Below are 16,462 nucleotides of genomic sequence, written 5' to 3' on the forward strand. Positions count from 1 at the left end.
GGTCTTTCAGAACGAACTCGACGACAGTTTTTGGGGCTGCTCTGCAGCCCAGCGCGAGCAAGCTCGCTCGCCACGGGGGATGTATTGAGCAACCCTGTCCTTAACTGAACAGTATTACCGCCATGAGCGGGGTTTGTCGAAGATGGGTCGCTAGCGGCTTACCACATCAGATCGTCAGGGATCTGATAGGCCGCGTACGGATCGTCCTCGGCATCGACTTCTTCGGTCTGCACATTCATCTGCACGATACGTTGCGGATCGCGCTCCTGGATCTTCAGCGCCGCCTCGCGCGGGATGACTTCATAGCCGCCGGCGTGATGGACGATGGCCAGCGAACCACTGCTGAGCTTGTTGCGCATCAGGGTGTTGACCGACAGGCGCTTGACCTTCTTGTCGTCGACGAAGTTGTAGTAGTCCTCGGTGTTCAGCTTCGGCAGGCGAGAGACTTCGATCAATTGCTTGATCTGTGCGGCACGGGCTTTCTGCTCGGCCTTCTCCTGCTGCTGGCGGTTGAGTTCCTGGTCGCGCTTGACCTTCTCGGCCATGGCCTCTTGCGCCAGGCGCTGCTGGGTGTCATCGAGTTCGATCTGGCCTTTGTGGGCCAGGCGTTGTTGCTTCTGCTTGTCTTTGCCGACCTGCTTGGCCTGCTTTTGGTTGACCAGCCCTGCTTTGAGCAACTGGTCGCGAAGGGAAATGCTCATGTGCTTACTCACTTAGGCAACTGCTCAACCGCAGCTGGGCAAATTCTTTTCCTGACGTTTGGCTTCGCCCCACAAGGCGTCCAACTCTTCGAGGGTGCAATCTTCTATGGGACGGTGGGTGTCGCGCAATGCCTGTTCGATAAATCGGAAACGTCTCTCGAACTTGCTGTTGGCGCCGCGCAACGCGGTTTCCGGATCAACCTTGAGGTGACGCGCCAGATTGACCACGGAAAACAACAGGTCACCGACCTCGTCGGCTACCGCTTGCGGATCATTCTCGGACATGGCTTCGAGCACTTCGTCGAGTTCTTCGCGCACCTTGTCCAACACCGGCAAGGCGTCCGGCCAGTCGAAACCGACCTGCCCTGCCCGCTTCTGCAATTTCGCCGAACGTGACAATGCCGGCAATGCGCCGGGCACGTCATCGAGCAACGACAGCTGTTCGGGCGCCGAGGATTTCTCTGCGCGCTCCTCGGCCTTGATCTCTTCCCAGCGCTGCTTGACCTGTTCTTCACTCAGCCGCGGGACATCCAGCGGCGCATACAGATCGCCGGTGGGAAACACGTGGGGATGGCGGCGAATCAGCTTGCGGGTGATGCTGTCGACCACGCCCTCAAACTCGAAGCGTCCTTCTTCCCTGGCCAACTGGCTGTAATAAACCACCTGGAACAGCAAATCGCCCAGTTCACCCTGCAAGTGATCGAAGTCACCGCGCTCGATGGCGTCCGCCACTTCGTAGGCTTCCTCCAGGGTATGGGGGACGATGGTCTTGTACGTTTGCTTGATGTCCCACGGACAACCGTACTGCGGGTCGCGCAGGCGGTTCATCAGGTGCAGCAAATCTTCAAGTGAATACATCAAAACGGTCTCTGCCCGCTTTCTGTAGGAGCGAGCTTGCTCGCGATGAACGTTAACGATGACGCGCGCTATCTGAATAAATGCGTCGCCCTCAGGTTCTTCGCGAGCAAGCTCGCTCCTACAATAAAGCTCTTGCGTCTTATGGCGTACGGTTACGCCGGGTTTCAATGATGTTCGGCAACTGGGAAATCCGCCCCAGCAACCGCCCCAACGCGTCCAGCCCAGGAATCTCGATGGTCAGGGACATCAACGCGGTGTTGTCCTCTTTGTTCGAGCGGGTATTGACCGCCAGCACGTTGATCCGCTCGTTGAGCAGCACTTGCGAAACGTCGCGCAGCAGACCGGAACGGTCGTAGGCACGAATGACGATATCCACCGGATAGGTGAGCACCGGCACCGGCCCCCAACTGACCTGGATGATCCGCTCGGGCTCTCGCCCGCTCAGTTGCAGCACCGAGGCACAGTCCTGGCGGTGAATGCTCACGCCACGACCCTGGGTGATGTAACCGACGATCGCATCGCCCGGCAACGGCTGGCAGCAGCCGGCCATTTGGGTCATCAGGTTGCCCACGCCCTGGATCTGAATATCGCCACGCTTGCCCGGCTTGTAGCCGGTGGCTTTGCGCGGGATCAGTTCCAGCTGTTCGTTGCCCCGCTCCGGCTCGACCAGTTGCTGCGCCAGGTTGACCAGTTGCGCCAGGCGCAAATCGCCCGCACCCAACGCGGCAAACATGTCTTCGGCGGTTTTCATGTTGGCCTTGTCGGCCAGCTTCTCGAAATCCACCTGTGGCAGGCCGAGGCGATTGAGTTCGCGCTCGAGCAGGGTCTTGCCGGCGGCAACGTTCTGATCGCGCGCCTGCAGCTTGAACCAGTGAACGATCTTCGCCCGAGCCCGCGAGGTGGTGATGTAGCCCAGGTTCGGGTTCAGCCAGTCGCGACTCGGCGTGCCGTGCTTGCTGGTGATGATCTCGACCTGTTCACCGGTTTGCAGGCTGTAGTTGAGCGGGACGATGCGCCCGTTGATCTTCGCGCCACGGCAGTTGTGACCGATCTCGGTGTGCACGCGGTAAGCGAAGTCCAGCGGCGTCGCGCCCTTGGGCAAGTCGATGGCGTGACCGTCCGGGGTGAAGATGTACACCCGGTCCGGCTCGATATCGACCCGCAACTGTTCCGCCAGGCCGCCGATATCTCCCAGCTCCTCGTGCCACTCGAGCACCTGGCGCAACCAGGAGATTTTCTCTTCGTAGTGGTTGGAGCCGGACTTGACGTCGGTGCCTTTGTACTTCCAGTGCGCGCAAACCCCCAGCTCTGCCTCTTCGTGCATGGCGTGGGTGCGGATCTGCACTTCCAGCACCTTGCCCTCGGGACCGATCACCGCCGTGTGCAACGAGCGATAGCCGTTCTCTTTCGGGTTGGCGATGTAGTCGTCGAACTCTTTCGGGATGTGCCGCCACAGGGTGTGGACGATGCCGAGCGCGGTGTAGCAATCGCGCATTTCCGGCACCAGCACGCGAACGGCGCGCACGTCGTAGATCTGGCTGAATTCCAGGCCCTTGCGCTGCATTTTGCGCCAGATCGAATAAATGTGCTTGGCCCGGCCGCTGATGTCGGCATCGACGCCGGTGGCCTGCAGCTCGCTTTTGAGCTGGCTCATGACGTCGCTGATGAAACGCTCGCGATCAAGGCGCCGCTCATGCAGCAACTTGGCGATCTGCTTGTACTGCTCCGGCTCCAGGTAACGGAAGGACAGGTCCTCCAGCTCCCACTTGATATGACCGATACCCAGGCGATGGGCCAATGGGGCATAGATATCGAACACTTCCCGGGCGACCCGGTTGCGCTTTTCGTCATCGGCGGTCTTGACCGCACGAATGGCACAGGTGCGCTCGGCCAGCTTGATCAAGGCAACGCGAACGTCGTCGACCATGGCCACCAGCATCTTGCGCAGGTTCTCCACCTGGCCCTGCGTCCCCAGCACCATCGACTGACGGGGGCTCAGGCTGGCACTGATCGCGGCCATGCGCAGCACGCCGTCGATCAGCTTGGCGACGACCGGGCCGAAGCGCTGGCTGACAGCCGGCAGCTGGATCTGACCTTCGCGCACGCCACGGTACAGGATCGCCGCCACCAGCGAATCCTGGTCGAGCTTGAGGTCGGCGAGAATTTCCGCGATCTCAAGGCCGGTACGAAAACTCGACGTCCCTTCGGACCAGAGATTTTTCGCCGCATTGTCTTGCTGTTCGGCCTGGCGAGCGAACTCGCAGGCTTCCTTCAAGGCTTCGCGCTCCAGTGCCGGATCGACACTGACCGCATGATCGAGCCAAGCCTCGAGATTGATACTGCCGTCGGTGTTGATCGGCTGGTGTGCTCTCACCTGTACCATCTTGCTTACCTTCCCTACGACGCAGATTCAATGCGTCAATTCGCTGAACTTCGTTGCCCATGCACCGCCGCTGGGCTGACACGACGGATGCAGGGGCGGTCCAGTCGGACCAGACGAGCATCCTAGCTCGCTTCGAATAACGCCATGGCCTCGACATGTGCCGTCTGAGGAAACATATCGAGGATCCCGGCACGTTTTAACCGGTAGCCCTGCCTGATCAGTTCGGCCGTGTCGCGCGCCAGCGTTGCCGGGTTGCACGACACATAGACCAACCGCTTGGCACCCAGGGAGGCGAGCGTACGCACCGCCTCGAAAGCGCCATCACGCGGTGGGTCCAAGAGTACCGCAGAAAAGCCCTCGCCTGCCCATTCGGCATCAGCCAAAGGCTGGGATAAATCGGCCTGAAAAAACTTCGCGTTATGCAGATTGTTGCTTGCGGCATTCGCTGCGGCACGCTCGACCATGGCTTGCACGCCTTCCACCGCGACCACCTCGCGAACCTGTTGCGCCAGCGGCAAGGCAAAGTTGCCCAGGCCACAGAACAGATCGAGAACGCGCTCGTCTGCCGCAGGTTTCAGCCATTCCAGTGCCTGGGCAACCATCGCTTCATTGACCCCAGCATTGACCTGGATGAAATCCCCCGGACGATATGCCAACTCCAGGTTCCATTGCTCGAGACGGTAGCCCAGCGCCTGATCCGCCTGCACCGGTTGCGGCTCGCCTTCGCCATGCAGCCACAATTGGGCGTCATGGAAGGCGCAGAATTCCTTGAGGATGGTCAGGTCAGCTTCGGACAGCGGTGCCATGTGCCGCAGCAACAGCGCCAATGACGAACCGGCAAACAGTTCGACATGCCCCAAGGCCTGAGGCTTGCTCAATCGCCGGAGCATCTCGGGCAAACGGCTCATGATCGGTTGCAGGGGCTGGACCAGCACCGGGCAATCGTTGATGCCGACAATGTCCTGGCTGCCCGCTGCACGGAAACCGACTTCGAGCACCTTGGCCTTGATGTCCCAGCGCACCGCCACCCGGGCGCGACGCCGGTAGGCGAATTCCGGCCCGCTCAAAGGCGCTGCCCACTCATCGGGTTCAACACCGGCCACCCGTGACAACTGCTCGGCGAGCATGCGCTGCTTCAGGGCGAGTTGTTCGCCGTGGGGCAGATGCTGCACGCTACAGCCGCCGCAGCGCCCGGCATGGGCGCACGGTGCCGGGCGACGCAAGTCACTGGCGACGAAGACACGCTCGGTGCGCGCCTCGACCACTTTACCGTGAGCACCCAGCACCCGCGCCTCGACCTCTTCACCGGCCAGGGCACCGATGACAAACCAGGTGCGACCTTCGAAAAACGCGATACCGCGACCGTCATTGGCCAGGCGCTCGATGATCAAGCGCTGCTTCTTGCCGGTCGGGACTTGTGGGGCCTTGCTGCCGCCGGTGGGTTGGAAGCGCAGGCCTCTCTGTTGCTTGGCCATCAGTTGGGCGCGTCGAAAATGCCGGTCGACAAGTAACGGTCGCCCCGGTCACAGATAATCGCGACGATTACCGCATTTTCAACTTCCTTTGACAGACGCAGCATGGCCGCCACGGCACCGCCCGAGGACACTCCGCAGAAGATGCCTTCTTCGCGGGCCAGTCGACGGGTCACGTCTTCGGCTTCGCTCTGGGCCATGTCGACGATCCGGTCCACGCGATCAGCCTGGTAGATCTTCGGCAGGTACTCCTGGGGCCAGCGACGGATGCCCGGAATCGCCGAGCCTTCCATCGGTTGCAGACCGATGATCTGCACGTTCTCGTTCTGCTCTTTCAAATAGCGCGAGACGCCCATGATGGTACCGGTGGTGCCCATGGAACTGACGAAATGGGTGATGCTGCCCTGGGTCTGGCGCCAGATTTCCGGGCCGGTGGTGGTGTAGTGCGCTTCGGGATTATCACCGTTGGCGAACTGGTCCAGCACCTTGCCACACCCTTCGGCCTCCATGCGTTGAGCGAGGTCGCGGGCACCTTCCATGCCCTCTTCCTGGCTGACCAGAATCAACTCGGCACCATAGGCCGTCATCGCGGCCTTGCGCTCGGCGCTGGAGTTGTCGGGCATGATCAGGATCATCTTGTAGCCCTTGATCGCCGCAGCCATGGCCAGGGCAATCCCGGTATTGCCGGAGGTCGCCTCGATCAGGGTGTCGCCGGCATGGATCTGCCCGCGCAACTCGGCGCGGGTGATCATCGACAGCGCCGGACGGTCCTTGACCGAACCCGCCGGGTTGTTGCCCTCGAGCTTGAGCAGCAGGGTATTGCTGGTGGCACCGGGCAGGCGCTGCAAACGAACCAGCGGAGTGTTGCCGACGCAATCGGCGATGGTGGGGTACTGCAAGGTCATGGCGTATTCGCAATCCAGACTGCGGGGGTGACCATCATACCGGCAAACCTCGGCAGTCCATATCACGCAAAGTGCGAAGCTTATGCTTTGTAGGAATAAGCCTCGCTGCGCATGGGATGGGAAGGCTACTCACCGTCAGACTCTGGCGGTTCAACCGTCACTGCCGACCCCCGCCAACAAGCGCATAGTGAGCCGCAGTCCCTGCCCGGTGTTTTGTGCCCACAGGCGCCCGCCCTGTCGCTGCACGGCATTGCGCGCAATGCTCAGGCCCAGGCCAAACCCGCCGTTGCCCGGCCGTGAGCCATCGAGCCGGGTGAACGGATCAAAGATACGCTCCAGGTCCCGTTCGGCGACGCCACCGCCCTGATCCTCAAGCCGCAACAGCCAGTAATCACCGTCGCGCCGCCCGTCGAGGCGGACAATGCCGCCCGCCGGAGAGTGACGAATGGCGTTGCGCAAGAGGTTTTCCAGGGCCTGGGCCAAGGTATTGAGGTTGCCGCGAACCCAGCATGAGGCATCCACGCTGCAGTGCAGTTGCTCGGCGGGCCAGCCGCTTTCGTAGCAGGCATTTTCCGTGAGCATCTCCCACAAGGCCTGAATCTGGATGTCCTCATCCGGCAGCGGTGCCCGTTCAGTGTCCAGCCAGGCCAGTTGCAGGGTGTCTTCGACCAGTCGCTGCATGCCATCGACTTCACGGCCAATGCGTTCGCGCAACCGCGCCAGGTCCTGCTCACTCTCGCTGGCCACCCGCAAACGACTAAGCGGTGTGCGCAACTCGTGGGACAGGTCACGCAACAGTTGTTGCTGCAAGGCCACCATCCCTTGCAGGCGCTCGGACATGTGATCGAACGCTCGGCCCAACTCGCCCAGTTCATCCAGGCGATTGGTCGTCTGGCTCGACACGCGCACGCCCAACTGATCGGCACGCCAGGCGTTGGCCTGTTCACGCAGACTGTTGAGCGGGACGACCAGCAACCGATACAGCCCGACGCACAACAACAAGGTGAACAGCCCCGGAATCACACCGTTGGTGATCACGCGCCAGAACACCTTGTAGCGCCCAGGCAGGAATCGCTGGGGCAGTTCGATCACCAGGCTGCCGGTGGAGGGGTCGCCGGGAAACGGTACCCGCAGCCACGGCAGGCCCTTGTTATGGATGGGCCACTCCAGGCCGCGCAAAAAGGTCAGGCGCTGGATTTCCTTGTCCATCAGCGCGTGGTTGCTCAAGGACTGCAGGTCACCACCAATGACCCCCACCCAACCGGCTTCGCGCTGATGCATGCGCTGCAGCCAGTCATCGACGCCGGCGCTCTGTCGCTGCAACCACGCCTGCTCGGCTTCGGCGGCATAGCCCGTCAGGGTCCCCCGAGCCTCATCCGACAGGAACTGGTTCTGCTTTTCCATGTAGTGGCCCCACGACCAACTGAGCCAGATCATCAGCAGGCAGAAGGCAACCAGTAAAAAAGCCAGTTTCCAGAACAGCGAATGCTTGCCCGGAACGTCAGGCCACTTCATCGAGGGCACTCAAGACATAACCTTTGCCCCACACCGTCCGCACTTCGCGCTCACTGTAGCCAATGGCCTTGAGTTTGCGGCGGATCTGGCTGATGTGCATGTCCAGGCTGCGATCATGGGGTGCGTAGCCGCGCTGCAGCACGTGCTGATAAAGGAAGGCTTTGCTGAGCACTTCGTCACCGTTGCGATACAGGGTTTCGAGCAAGCGGTACTCGCTGCGGGTCAGGCCCGCCCACTGCTCGCCGTAGTGGACGTCGCACAGTTCACCGTCGTAGCGCAGGCTGTGGGCTTGGGTGTTGACCACCGGCGGTACATGCCGACGATCCAGGGCGACACGCCGCAGAATGGCTTCAATGCGCACCCGCAACTCGGCCATGCTGAAGGGCTTGGGTAGATAGTCATCGGCGCCCAGGCGAAAGCCGCTGATGCGGTCCGCTTCAGCACCCAGCGCCGACATCAGCAGCACGGGCGTCGAGTCACGGGTGCGCAGGTCAGTCAATACGGACAGCCCGTCCATGCCCGGCAACAGAATGTCCATCAGCACCACGTCGAAGGCCTGGGCACGGGCCATCGCCAGGCCGTCCTTGCCGTTCTGGCACCAGGTGACCTGAAAACCGCAGCGCCCCAGATGCTCATGCACATAAGCACCGAGCACGAGGTCGTCTTCGATCGCCAGGATACGTGGGCAGCCAACAGATACGGGAGTCATTAGCTTCTGCAAGTCATTCTCAATCGCCAATTATTCAAGATTGCCCCGCCGCGAGCAACCCGCTCCTTTAGTCTTGGTTGCCAAAGGCGATCAAAGGGCGACAACGTCGTGGATATTTTGCAGAGATTGCCCGCCGGCAAATCGCTACACTGCGCAGGTGCGGCGTGCCGGATGCACGCATCGGTCATTGATGAGCAGCGTGATAGCAGGAGAGTGGCGTGCTGAGAAAACTGGGGATCAAAGGTCGCGTGTTCTTGCTGACCTTGTTGCCGACTAGCCTGATGGCCCTGGTCCTGGGCGGCTATTTCACCTGGATGCAACTGTCCGACCTGCAGACCCAACTGCTGCAACGGGGCGAAATGATCGCCGAACAATTGGCGCCCCTGGTGGCCCCGGCCATGAGCCACCAGGATGAAGAGTTGCTGGAGCGCATCGCCACGCAGGCACTGGAGCATCCAGACGTACGCGTCGTGTCGTTTCTCGCCCCGGACCGCACACTGGTGGCCCACGCCGGCCCGTTGATGCTCAACCCGGCGCCGAGCGGTGACGGCTCGCACATGCGCCAACGGACCGGCAACGACGCCACCCGCTACCTGCTGCCAGTGTTCGGCAAACATCGCAACCTGGCCGGCGACGTGATCCCGGAAGAAGCCGAACGGTTGCTGGGCTGGGTCGAGCTGGAGCTTTCCCATAGCGGCATGTTGCTGCGCGGTTATCGCAGCCTGTTTGCCAGCCTGCTGTTGATTGTCGCCGGCTTGATCTGTACCGCACTGCTCGCCTTGCGCATGGGCAAAACGATCAATACCCCGCTCCACAGCATCAAGCAGGCCGTAGCCCTGCTCAAGGAAGGCCATCTCGAAACCCGCTTGCCGCCGCTCGGCAGCCAGGAGCTGGACGAACTGGCCTCAGGCATCAACCGCATGGCCAGCACCCTGCAAAATGCCCAGGAAGAGTTGCAACACAGCATCGACCAGGCCACCGAAGACGTACGCCAGAACCTGGAAACCATCGAAATCCAGAACATCGAACTGGACCTGGCCCGCAAGGAGGCCCTGGAAGCGAGCCGGATCAAGTCCGAATTCCTGGCCAATATGAGCCACGAGATCCGCACGCCGCTCAATGGCATCCTCGGCTTCACCCACCTGCTGCAAAAAAGCGAACTGACACCGCGCCAGCTCGACTACCTGGGCACCATCGAAAAGTCCGCCGACAGCCTGCTGGGCATCATCAACGAAATTCTCGATTTCTCGAAAATCGAGGCCGGCAAGCTGGTGCTCGACAGCATTCCGTTCAACCTGCGCGACCTGCTGCAGGACACCCTGACCATCCTCGCCCCCGCCGCTCACGCCAAACAGCTGGAACTGGTCAGCCTGGTCTACCGCGATACACCGCTGTCGCTGGTGGGCGACCCGCTGCGCCTCAAGCAGATCCTCACCAACCTGGTGAGCAACGCGATCAAGTTCACCCGCGAAGGCACCATCGTTGCCCGCGCCATGCTCGAAGATGAACACGAAGACAGCGTGCAGTTGCGCATCAGCATCCAGGACACCGGTATCGGCCTGTCGAACCAGGACGTCCGCGCACTGTTCCAGGCCTTTAGCCAGGCCGACAACTCCTTGTCCCGACAACCCGGCGGCACCGGCCTGGGGCTGGTGATTTCCAAGCGCCTGATCGAGCAGATGGGGGGCGAGATCGGTGTCGACAGTACACCGGGCGAAGGCTCGGAGTTCTGGATCAGCCTGAGCCTGCCCAAAGCCCGCGACGATGCCGAGGACCTGCCGGCCCTGCCACTGCTCGGGCGACGCATCGCGGTGCTGGAAAACCACGAATTGGCACGCCAGGCCTTGCAGCATCAACTGGAAGACTGTGGCCTGGCGGTCACGACCTTCAATACCCTGGAAAGCCTGAGCAACGGCGTCACCAGCGCTCACCAGACCGATCAGGCCATCGACCTGGCGGTGCTGGGCATCACCTCTAATGACATGCCGCCGGAGCGGCTCAACCAGCACATCTGGGACCTCGAGCACCTGGGCTGCAAGGTGCTGGTGCTGTGCCCGACGACCGAACAGACGCTGTTCCACCTTTCCGTGCCCAACCCCCACAGCCAGTTGCAGGCCAAACCCGCCTGCACCCGCAAGCTGCGCCGGGCACTCTCCGACCTGGTCAACCCGCGCCAGGTACGCAACGACCCGGGCGAACCGGTGTCCAGCCGCGCGCCCAAAGTGCTGTGTGTAGACGACAACCCGGCGAACCTGCTGTTGGTGCAGACCTTGCTCGAAGACATGGGAGGCAAGGTGCTGGCCGTCGAAAGTGGTTACGCCGCGATCAAGGCCGTGCAGAATGAAACCTTCGACCTGGTGTTGATGGACGTACAGATGCCCGGCATGGATGGACGCCAGAGCACCGAAGCGATTCGCCAATGGGAAAGCGAGCGGCCTTGCACGCCACTGCCCATCGTCGCCCTCACCGCCCACGCCATGGCCAACGAGAAACGCGCCTTGCTGCAAAGCGGCATGGACGACTACCTGACCAAACCCATCAGCGAACGCCAACTGGCACAAGTGGTCTTGAAATGGACCGGGCTGGCGCTGCACAACCACCTTCCGGAACGGGCCGACGCCCATGGCTCCAACAGCGACCTGCTGGTACTCGACCCCGATGAAGGCCTGCGACTGGCGGCTGGCAAGGCTGACCTGGCGGCCGACATGCTGGCCATGTTGCTGGCGTCGCTGGACTCCGACCGCGAGGCCATTCGCGTGGCCCGCGACAGCCGTGATCACAACGCCCTGATCGAGCGCGTCCATCGCCTGCACGGAGCGACCCGCTATTGCGGGGTTCCCCAATTGCGCGCGGCGTGCCAACGCAGCGAAACCCTGCTCAAGCAGCACGATCCCAAGGCCCAGGCGGCGCTGGATGATCTGGAACGGGCGATCAATCGCCTGGCCACGCAAGCACGTATCACTGCCTGACCCAGCGCAATGGCGCTGCACTCATTGGCCGTTAAACTCAGGGCATTCAGAACCAGGACCCGACCATGCGCACGATTCTCTTCAGCAGCCAGACCTACGACCGCGACAGTTTTCTTGCCGCCCCCGCACACGCCGGTATCGAGTTGCACTTTCAGCCCGCACGCCTGTGCCTGGACACCGTGGCCCTGGCCGAGCGATTCGAGGTGGTCTGCGCCTTTATCAATGACGACCTCAGTGCGCCCGTACTGGAACAGCTGGCCGCCGGCGGTACGCGGCTGATTGCCCTGCGCTCGGCCGGCTACAACCACGTCGACCTGACGGCGGCGAAACGCCTGGGTTTGAACGTCGTACGTGTACCGGCCTATTCACCCCACGCCGTTGCCGAACATGCCGTGGCCTTGATCCTGGCGTTGAACCGGCGCCTGCACCGCGCCTACAACCGTACCCGCGAAGGTGATTTCAGCCTGCACGGCCTGACCGGTTTCGACCTGCACGGCAAAACCGTGGGGGTGGTCGGTACCGGGCAGATCGGCGCCACATTCGCCAGGATCATGGCCGGCTTCGGCTGCCAGCTCCTGGCTTACGACCCTTACCCCAACCCTGAAGTCCAGGCCCTCGGAGCCCGTTACCTGCCTCTGCCGCAACTGCTGGCCGAAGCGCAAATCATCAGCCTGCACTGTCCGCTGACCAGCGAAAGCAAACACCTGATCAACAGTCAGTCACTGGCCCGACTGCAACCCGGCGCCATGCTGATCAATACCGGGCGCGGCGCGCTGGTGGACACCCCGGCGCTGATCGAGGCCTTGAAAAGCGGTCAACTGGGCTATCTGGGGCTGGATGTCTACGAAGAAGAGGCCCAGCTGTTCTTCGAGGACCGCTCCGACCTGCCCTTGCAGGACGACGTGTTGGCGCGCCTGCTGACGTTCCCCAACGTGATCGTCACCGCCCACCAGGCGTTCCTGACCCGCGAAGCCCTGGCCGCCATTGCCGCCACGACCCTGAGCAACATCAGTGACTGGGCGGCGGGTACCCCGCACAACCTGGTCGAGGGTTGAGCCGGACTGATCGAAGGTCGCATCCGTGGGCCATGCGCCACGCCTTCGCGTGCTAGCATATCGGCCATATTTGGAGGACCCATGGTCGAACACGATTTCCGCTACAACCTGATGAACCCGCAGCACACCCTGACCGAATGCCGCGCACTGACGCCGGGACGCTATCAGGTCACCGGCAACGGTGGCTCGATTCGCGCCGATGACGTGTTGCTGGTCACCCTCAAGGGCAGCAAGGATTTGTCCATGCGCCTGACCGTCGAAAACGTCCGTCACCTGCTCAAGCCAATGGGGCAGTGGGTGGCCGTGGCCAGCGGTCCGGTGTTTGGCGAACTAGCCATTCACACTTGGCAGGTGAACTGCGACAGCTGCGCCAAGGAGCTGAGCTTCGAGTTCGCGGTCGACGCCAAGCTGGGCAACAAGGCTGAAAAGCCGGCCGCCACTGCGCGCATCGCCGAGCTGGGCTGGACCACTGCCGGTGAAAAGCACCGCTGCCCGAAATGCCAGGAGCCGGCGTGATGAAACACCTCGTTCTGGCCGGTATGGCAGGCGCGGGCTTGTTGGGTTGTGCCGCTGAACCGGTAAAACTGCAGCAGGATCGCAGCTACATCCTGGAATGGATCGGTGAGCGTCCGCTGATCGATTACAGCCACCTGACCATCACCCTGGGTGAAGACGGCCGGGCCTATGGCAACGGCGGCTGCAACCACTGGTTCGCCCCCTACACCCTGGACGGTGACAAGCTGAGTTTCGGCAAGGTTGGCAGCACCCGCAAGCTGTGTGCTCCGGCCCTGATGGAGCAGGAAAAACGCTTCCTGCAAGCGTTGGAAACCGTGCAACGCTGGGACATCTCGCCGATCGAGCAACTGCGCTTCTGGCCGGCCGAAGGCAAACCGTTGCGCTGGTGGCCTGAAGAGGGTTAAGCGAACGCCGAGCCTTGTAGCAGCCGGTCGACGCTCGAGTGCTCGCGATGGACGTTAACGATAACGCGTACTTTCTGATTAAACGCGTTGCTCTTGAGTTCATCGCGAGCATGCTCGCTCCTACAGGTACGACCTCGGCGCCACACTCAGTTCGTCGCCTGTAATGCCTTGAGCTTGGCCATCACTCCCGCCGCCGTCTGCTCACCCATCAGTTGCTCACGCACCTTGCCCTTGTCGTCGATGATGTAGGTCACAGGCAACGCTTCGCTGCGCGGTAGCTCAAACCGCTCGGCCGGATCCTGAGCCAGGACCGTGAAGGCGATACCGAGCTTGTTGCTGGCGCTCTTGAGCTCCTCGCCCTGCACATGGTCGAAATTGACCCCGAAGACATCGATCTTCTGACCCTTGAGCTGTTCGGCCAGCGCATTGAGTTCAGGGATCTCCGTGCGGCATGGGCCACACCATTCGGCCCAGTAATTGAGCACCAGCCATTGGCCATCCAGGCGCTCGGACGCCACCTTCTGCCCCAATTGGTCGGTGCCGTAATCGTAACCACAACCGCTGAGCAGCAAGGTTGTGCAAAGTGCCAGTGCTGCCGTCAATCGCCTTGTCATCGGGTGATCCTTACTCAAAAAATAGAGACTGCTTGCGACCCGTTGCCACCGAAGGTTCAGGACTGCTCGCCGCGCGGGTAGAATAGCCGCCACCTTACGCAAGAAGCGACCCGCTCATGACCGATCTGACGCTTTATCACAACCCGCGCTGCTCGAAATCCCGCGGTGCGCTGGAACTGCTGGAAGCCCGTGGGCTGACGCCGACCGTGGTCCGCTACCTGGAAACCCCGCTCAATGCCGCGCAACTGCAAAGCCTGTTGGGCAAGCTGGGGATCAGTGCCCGGCAATTGCTGCGCACCGGTGAAGACGAGTACAAGACCCTGAACCTGGCCGACAGCAGCCTGAGCGAGGCGCAACTGATCGCCGCCATCGCCGAGCACCCCAAGCTCATGGAGCGACCGATCCTCGAGGTCGGTGACAAAGCCATCATTGGCCGTCCGCCCGAGAACGTGCTGGAGCTGGTGCCGTGAGCGCGCCGTACATTCTGGTGCTGTATTACAGCCGCAGTGGCTCGACCAATGAAATGGCCCGCCAGATCGCCCGGGGCATCGAGCAGGCCGGCATGGAAGCGCGCCTGCGCACCGTCCCGGCAATCTCCACCGAATGCGAAGCCGTATCGCCGGACATTCCCGACGAAGGTGCGCTGTACGCCAGCCTCGACGACCTGAAAAACTGCTCGGGCCTGGCCCTCGGCAGCCCGACCCGCTTCGGCAACATGGCCGCACCGCTCAAGTACTTCCTCGATGGCACCAGCAACCTGTGGCTGACGGGCTCCCTGGTCGGTAAACCGGCAGGCGTCTTCACCTCCACCGCCAGCCTGCACGGCGGCCAGGAAACCACCTTGCTGTCGATGATGCTGCCCTTGCTGCACCACGGCATGCTGATCACCGGCCTGCCCTACAGCGAGTCGGCCTTGCTGGAAACCCAGGGTGGCGGTACGCCGTATGGCGCCAGTCATCACGCCGGAGCCGACGGTAAAAGCGGCCTGGATCAACACGAAGTCGCCTTGTGCCGGGCCCTGGGCCTGCGCCTGGCGAAAACCGCGCAAAAGCTGGAAAGCCGTCAGCCAATGGAGAGCAACCGTGGCTAAAAAGCCCAAGATCCTGCCCTCCATCGAGTGGTTGGAACCCCGCGTGCGGTTCAGCCGTGCCGCCAGCCTGCTGTGCTTTTTCGGCCTGGTTGGCCTGCTGTGCGCCTACTACCTGGTGTTTGCCGACCTGCATGGCGCCCGGCCATGGGTCATCCTGCTGATCGAGCTGGTGCCGCTGGTGCTGCTGGCACCCGGCATGATCAGTGGCAGTGCCCGCGGGCATTCGTGGATGTGCTTTGTGGTGAACCTGTACTTCATCAAGGGCGCGATTGCCGCGTTCGACCCCAATCGCCAGTTGTTCGGCCTGCTGGAAATGGCCGCCAGCCTGGCGGTGTTCTGCTCGGCGCTGCTGTACGTGCGCTGGCGCTTCCAGCTCAACCGCAAGCTGGCGGGCGAAGGCGAGCCTTCAGTCGCCTGACCTGACGCCAGGATCGCCGCCCGGAGCATGCCTGCTCCCACACGGGTTCTTCAGTGGGCACACCCTGTGTGAACACTCGATGACCCTGCGGGAGCAGACGGGCTCGCGATGTAGGTCCCGGGGTCTCAATGATTGACGGTATACGCCAGCATCATCGAAATCTGGCACATCGGCCGGCCGCTCTCGGCATGCCACTGGTTGAACGCATTCTGCACCGTCGCCAGGTCCCGCTGGCTGGTAGGCGCCTTGTCGATGATTCCTTGCGCGTTCAGTGCCGCGACCACGTCAAAGGTCGGCACAAAGGTATCCTTGCCCACCATCCGCAGAAAGCGTGGCGCCGACAGGCCACCCAACTGATGCCCATGCCTGGCCAGGTATTTCCACAGGCCTACGATATCCGTCACCGGCCACTCGGCTATCAGTTCGCCAAAGCTGCCCTTCTCTTTCGCGACGTCCAGCACCAACTGTGCATTGCGCGGCACGCTCTTGAGCTTGCCCAGGTGGCGGATGATCCGCGCATCCTGCATCAGCCGTTCCAGGTGTTCGGCGCCCATCAACACCACCTTCTGCGGGTCGAACCGGAAGAACACCTCTTCGAACGCCGGCCACTTGGCGTCCACCAGGCTGTGCTTGAGCCCGGCACGGAACACACGCAGGGCCAGGGTCGACAAGTAGCGGTCATCGCTGATCTGGCGCAGTTGTTCCGCCGTCTTGGGCACGGGCAGGTGGGCTTCCAGTTCGGCCGCCGAGCCAAACCGGTTCAGACAGTATTCGTGCAGCCACTTGTAATCGCGCATGCCCTCTCCTGAGCAAAGAAATAAAAACGGCGCCCGTGAGCGCCGTCAGAGCGTAA

General features: G+C 62.1%; 16 protein-coding genes. 7 read left to right on the top strand and 9 right to left on the bottom strand.

The window, feature by feature from the left end; translation table 11 throughout:
• Positions 1-158 precede the first annotated feature (158 nt).
• The 7 genes from AC3WQN_RS11535 to AC3WQN_RS11565 form a co-directional block, all read right to left on the bottom strand.
• On the bottom strand, positions 159-701 hold the full coding sequence (locus AC3WQN_RS11535) for a DUF2058 domain-containing protein (RefSeq protein ID WP_095078415.1): 543 nt from the start codon (positions 699-701) through the stop codon (positions 159-161).
• A gap of 24 nt (positions 702-725) precedes the next feature.
• On the bottom strand, positions 726-1,559 hold the full coding sequence (gene mazG, locus AC3WQN_RS11540) for a nucleoside triphosphate pyrophosphohydrolase (protein WP_103399469.1): 834 nt from the start codon (positions 1,557-1,559) through the stop codon (positions 726-728).
• Positions 1,560-1,698: 139 nt separating this feature from the next.
• Positions 1,699-3,942: a GTP diphosphokinase gene (relA, locus tag AC3WQN_RS11545; protein WP_095144038.1), complete on the bottom strand. Its 2,244-nt coding sequence runs from the start codon at positions 3,940-3,942 to the stop codon at positions 1,699-1,701.
• A 122-nt stretch (positions 3,943-4,064) separates the two neighbouring features.
• Positions 4,065-5,417, bottom strand: a complete 1,353-nt coding sequence (gene rlmD / locus AC3WQN_RS11550; RefSeq protein ID WP_103399470.1) for a 23S rRNA (uracil(1939)-C(5))-methyltransferase RlmD — start codon at positions 5,415-5,417, stop codon at positions 4,065-4,067.
• Entirely contained in the window at positions 5,417-6,319 is a 903-nt protein-coding gene (cysM, locus tag AC3WQN_RS11555; RefSeq protein WP_095078419.1) for a cysteine synthase CysM, read from the bottom strand. Before cysM ends, rlmD begins: the two co-directional genes overlap by 1 nt.
• A gap of 150 nt (positions 6,320-6,469) precedes the next feature.
• Entirely contained in the window at positions 6,470-7,834 is a 1,365-nt protein-coding gene (locus AC3WQN_RS11560; protein WP_103399471.1) for a sensor histidine kinase, read from the bottom strand.
• Positions 7,821-8,543 carry a response regulator transcription factor gene (locus AC3WQN_RS11565; RefSeq protein WP_103399472.1) on the bottom strand — a complete coding sequence of 241 codons (723 nt, stop codon included), beginning with the start codon at positions 8,541-8,543 and terminating at the stop codon, positions 7,821-7,823. The genes AC3WQN_RS11560 and AC3WQN_RS11565 overlap by 14 nt, the downstream gene beginning before the upstream one ends.
• 218 nt (positions 8,544-8,761) lie before the next feature.
• On the opposite strand from AC3WQN_RS11565, the gene AC3WQN_RS11570 reads away from it, so the two are divergent.
• From AC3WQN_RS11570 to AC3WQN_RS11585, 4 genes are all read left to right on the top strand, one after another.
• A complete protein-coding gene (locus tag AC3WQN_RS11570; protein ID WP_103399473.1) occupies positions 8,762-11,512 on the top strand; it encodes a response regulator in 2,751 nt (916 codons plus the stop codon).
• 65 nt (positions 11,513-11,577) lie between these two features.
• Positions 11,578-12,567 carry a 2-hydroxyacid dehydrogenase gene (locus tag AC3WQN_RS11575; protein ID WP_103399474.1) on the top strand — a complete coding sequence of 330 codons (990 nt, stop codon included), beginning with the start codon at positions 11,578-11,580 and terminating at the stop codon, positions 12,565-12,567.
• Positions 12,568-12,648: 81 nt separating this feature from the next.
• Positions 12,649-13,083: a hypothetical protein gene (locus AC3WQN_RS11580; RefSeq protein WP_095144044.1), complete on the top strand. Its 435-nt coding sequence runs from the start codon at positions 12,649-12,651 to the stop codon at positions 13,081-13,083.
• On the top strand, positions 13,083-13,487 hold the full coding sequence (locus AC3WQN_RS11585) for an META domain-containing protein (RefSeq protein ID WP_103399475.1): 405 nt from the start codon (positions 13,083-13,085) through the stop codon (positions 13,485-13,487). The genes AC3WQN_RS11580 and AC3WQN_RS11585 overlap by 1 nt, the downstream gene beginning before the upstream one ends.
• A gap of 146 nt (positions 13,488-13,633) precedes the next feature.
• Here AC3WQN_RS11585 and AC3WQN_RS11590 read toward each other — a convergent pair whose 3' ends face one another.
• The gene (locus AC3WQN_RS11590; protein WP_103399476.1) at positions 13,634-14,101 is read right to left on the bottom strand and encodes a TlpA disulfide reductase family protein; all 468 of its coding nucleotides are present in this window, start codon (positions 14,099-14,101) and stop codon (positions 13,634-13,636) included.
• A 116-nt stretch (positions 14,102-14,217) separates the two neighbouring features.
• Between AC3WQN_RS11590 and arsC the strand changes: the two genes are divergently transcribed.
• From arsC to AC3WQN_RS11605, 3 genes are read left to right on the top strand one after another with little or no spacing between them, the layout of a single operon-like run.
• Positions 14,218-14,571: an arsenate reductase (glutaredoxin) gene (gene arsC, locus AC3WQN_RS11595; protein ID WP_103399477.1), complete on the top strand. Its 354-nt coding sequence runs from the start codon at positions 14,218-14,220 to the stop codon at positions 14,569-14,571.
• Positions 14,568-15,191, top strand: a complete 624-nt coding sequence (wrbA, locus tag AC3WQN_RS11600; RefSeq protein ID WP_103399478.1) for an NAD(P)H:quinone oxidoreductase — start codon at positions 14,568-14,570, stop codon at positions 15,189-15,191. The genes arsC and wrbA overlap by 4 nt, the downstream gene beginning before the upstream one ends.
• Positions 15,184-15,609: a DUF2069 domain-containing protein gene (locus AC3WQN_RS11605; RefSeq protein WP_103399479.1), complete on the top strand. Its 426-nt coding sequence runs from the start codon at positions 15,184-15,186 to the stop codon at positions 15,607-15,609. The genes wrbA and AC3WQN_RS11605 overlap by 8 nt, the downstream gene beginning before the upstream one ends.
• 125 nt (positions 15,610-15,734) lie before the next feature.
• On the opposite strand, the gene AC3WQN_RS11610 is transcribed toward AC3WQN_RS11605, so the two are convergent.
• On the bottom strand, positions 15,735-16,406 hold the full coding sequence (locus AC3WQN_RS11610) for a DNA-3-methyladenine glycosylase I (RefSeq protein WP_103399480.1): 672 nt from the start codon (positions 16,404-16,406) through the stop codon (positions 15,735-15,737).
• Positions 16,407-16,462: the final 56 nt, after the last annotated feature.

This window comes from Pseudomonas sp. FW300-N1A1, from assembly GCF_058789115.1.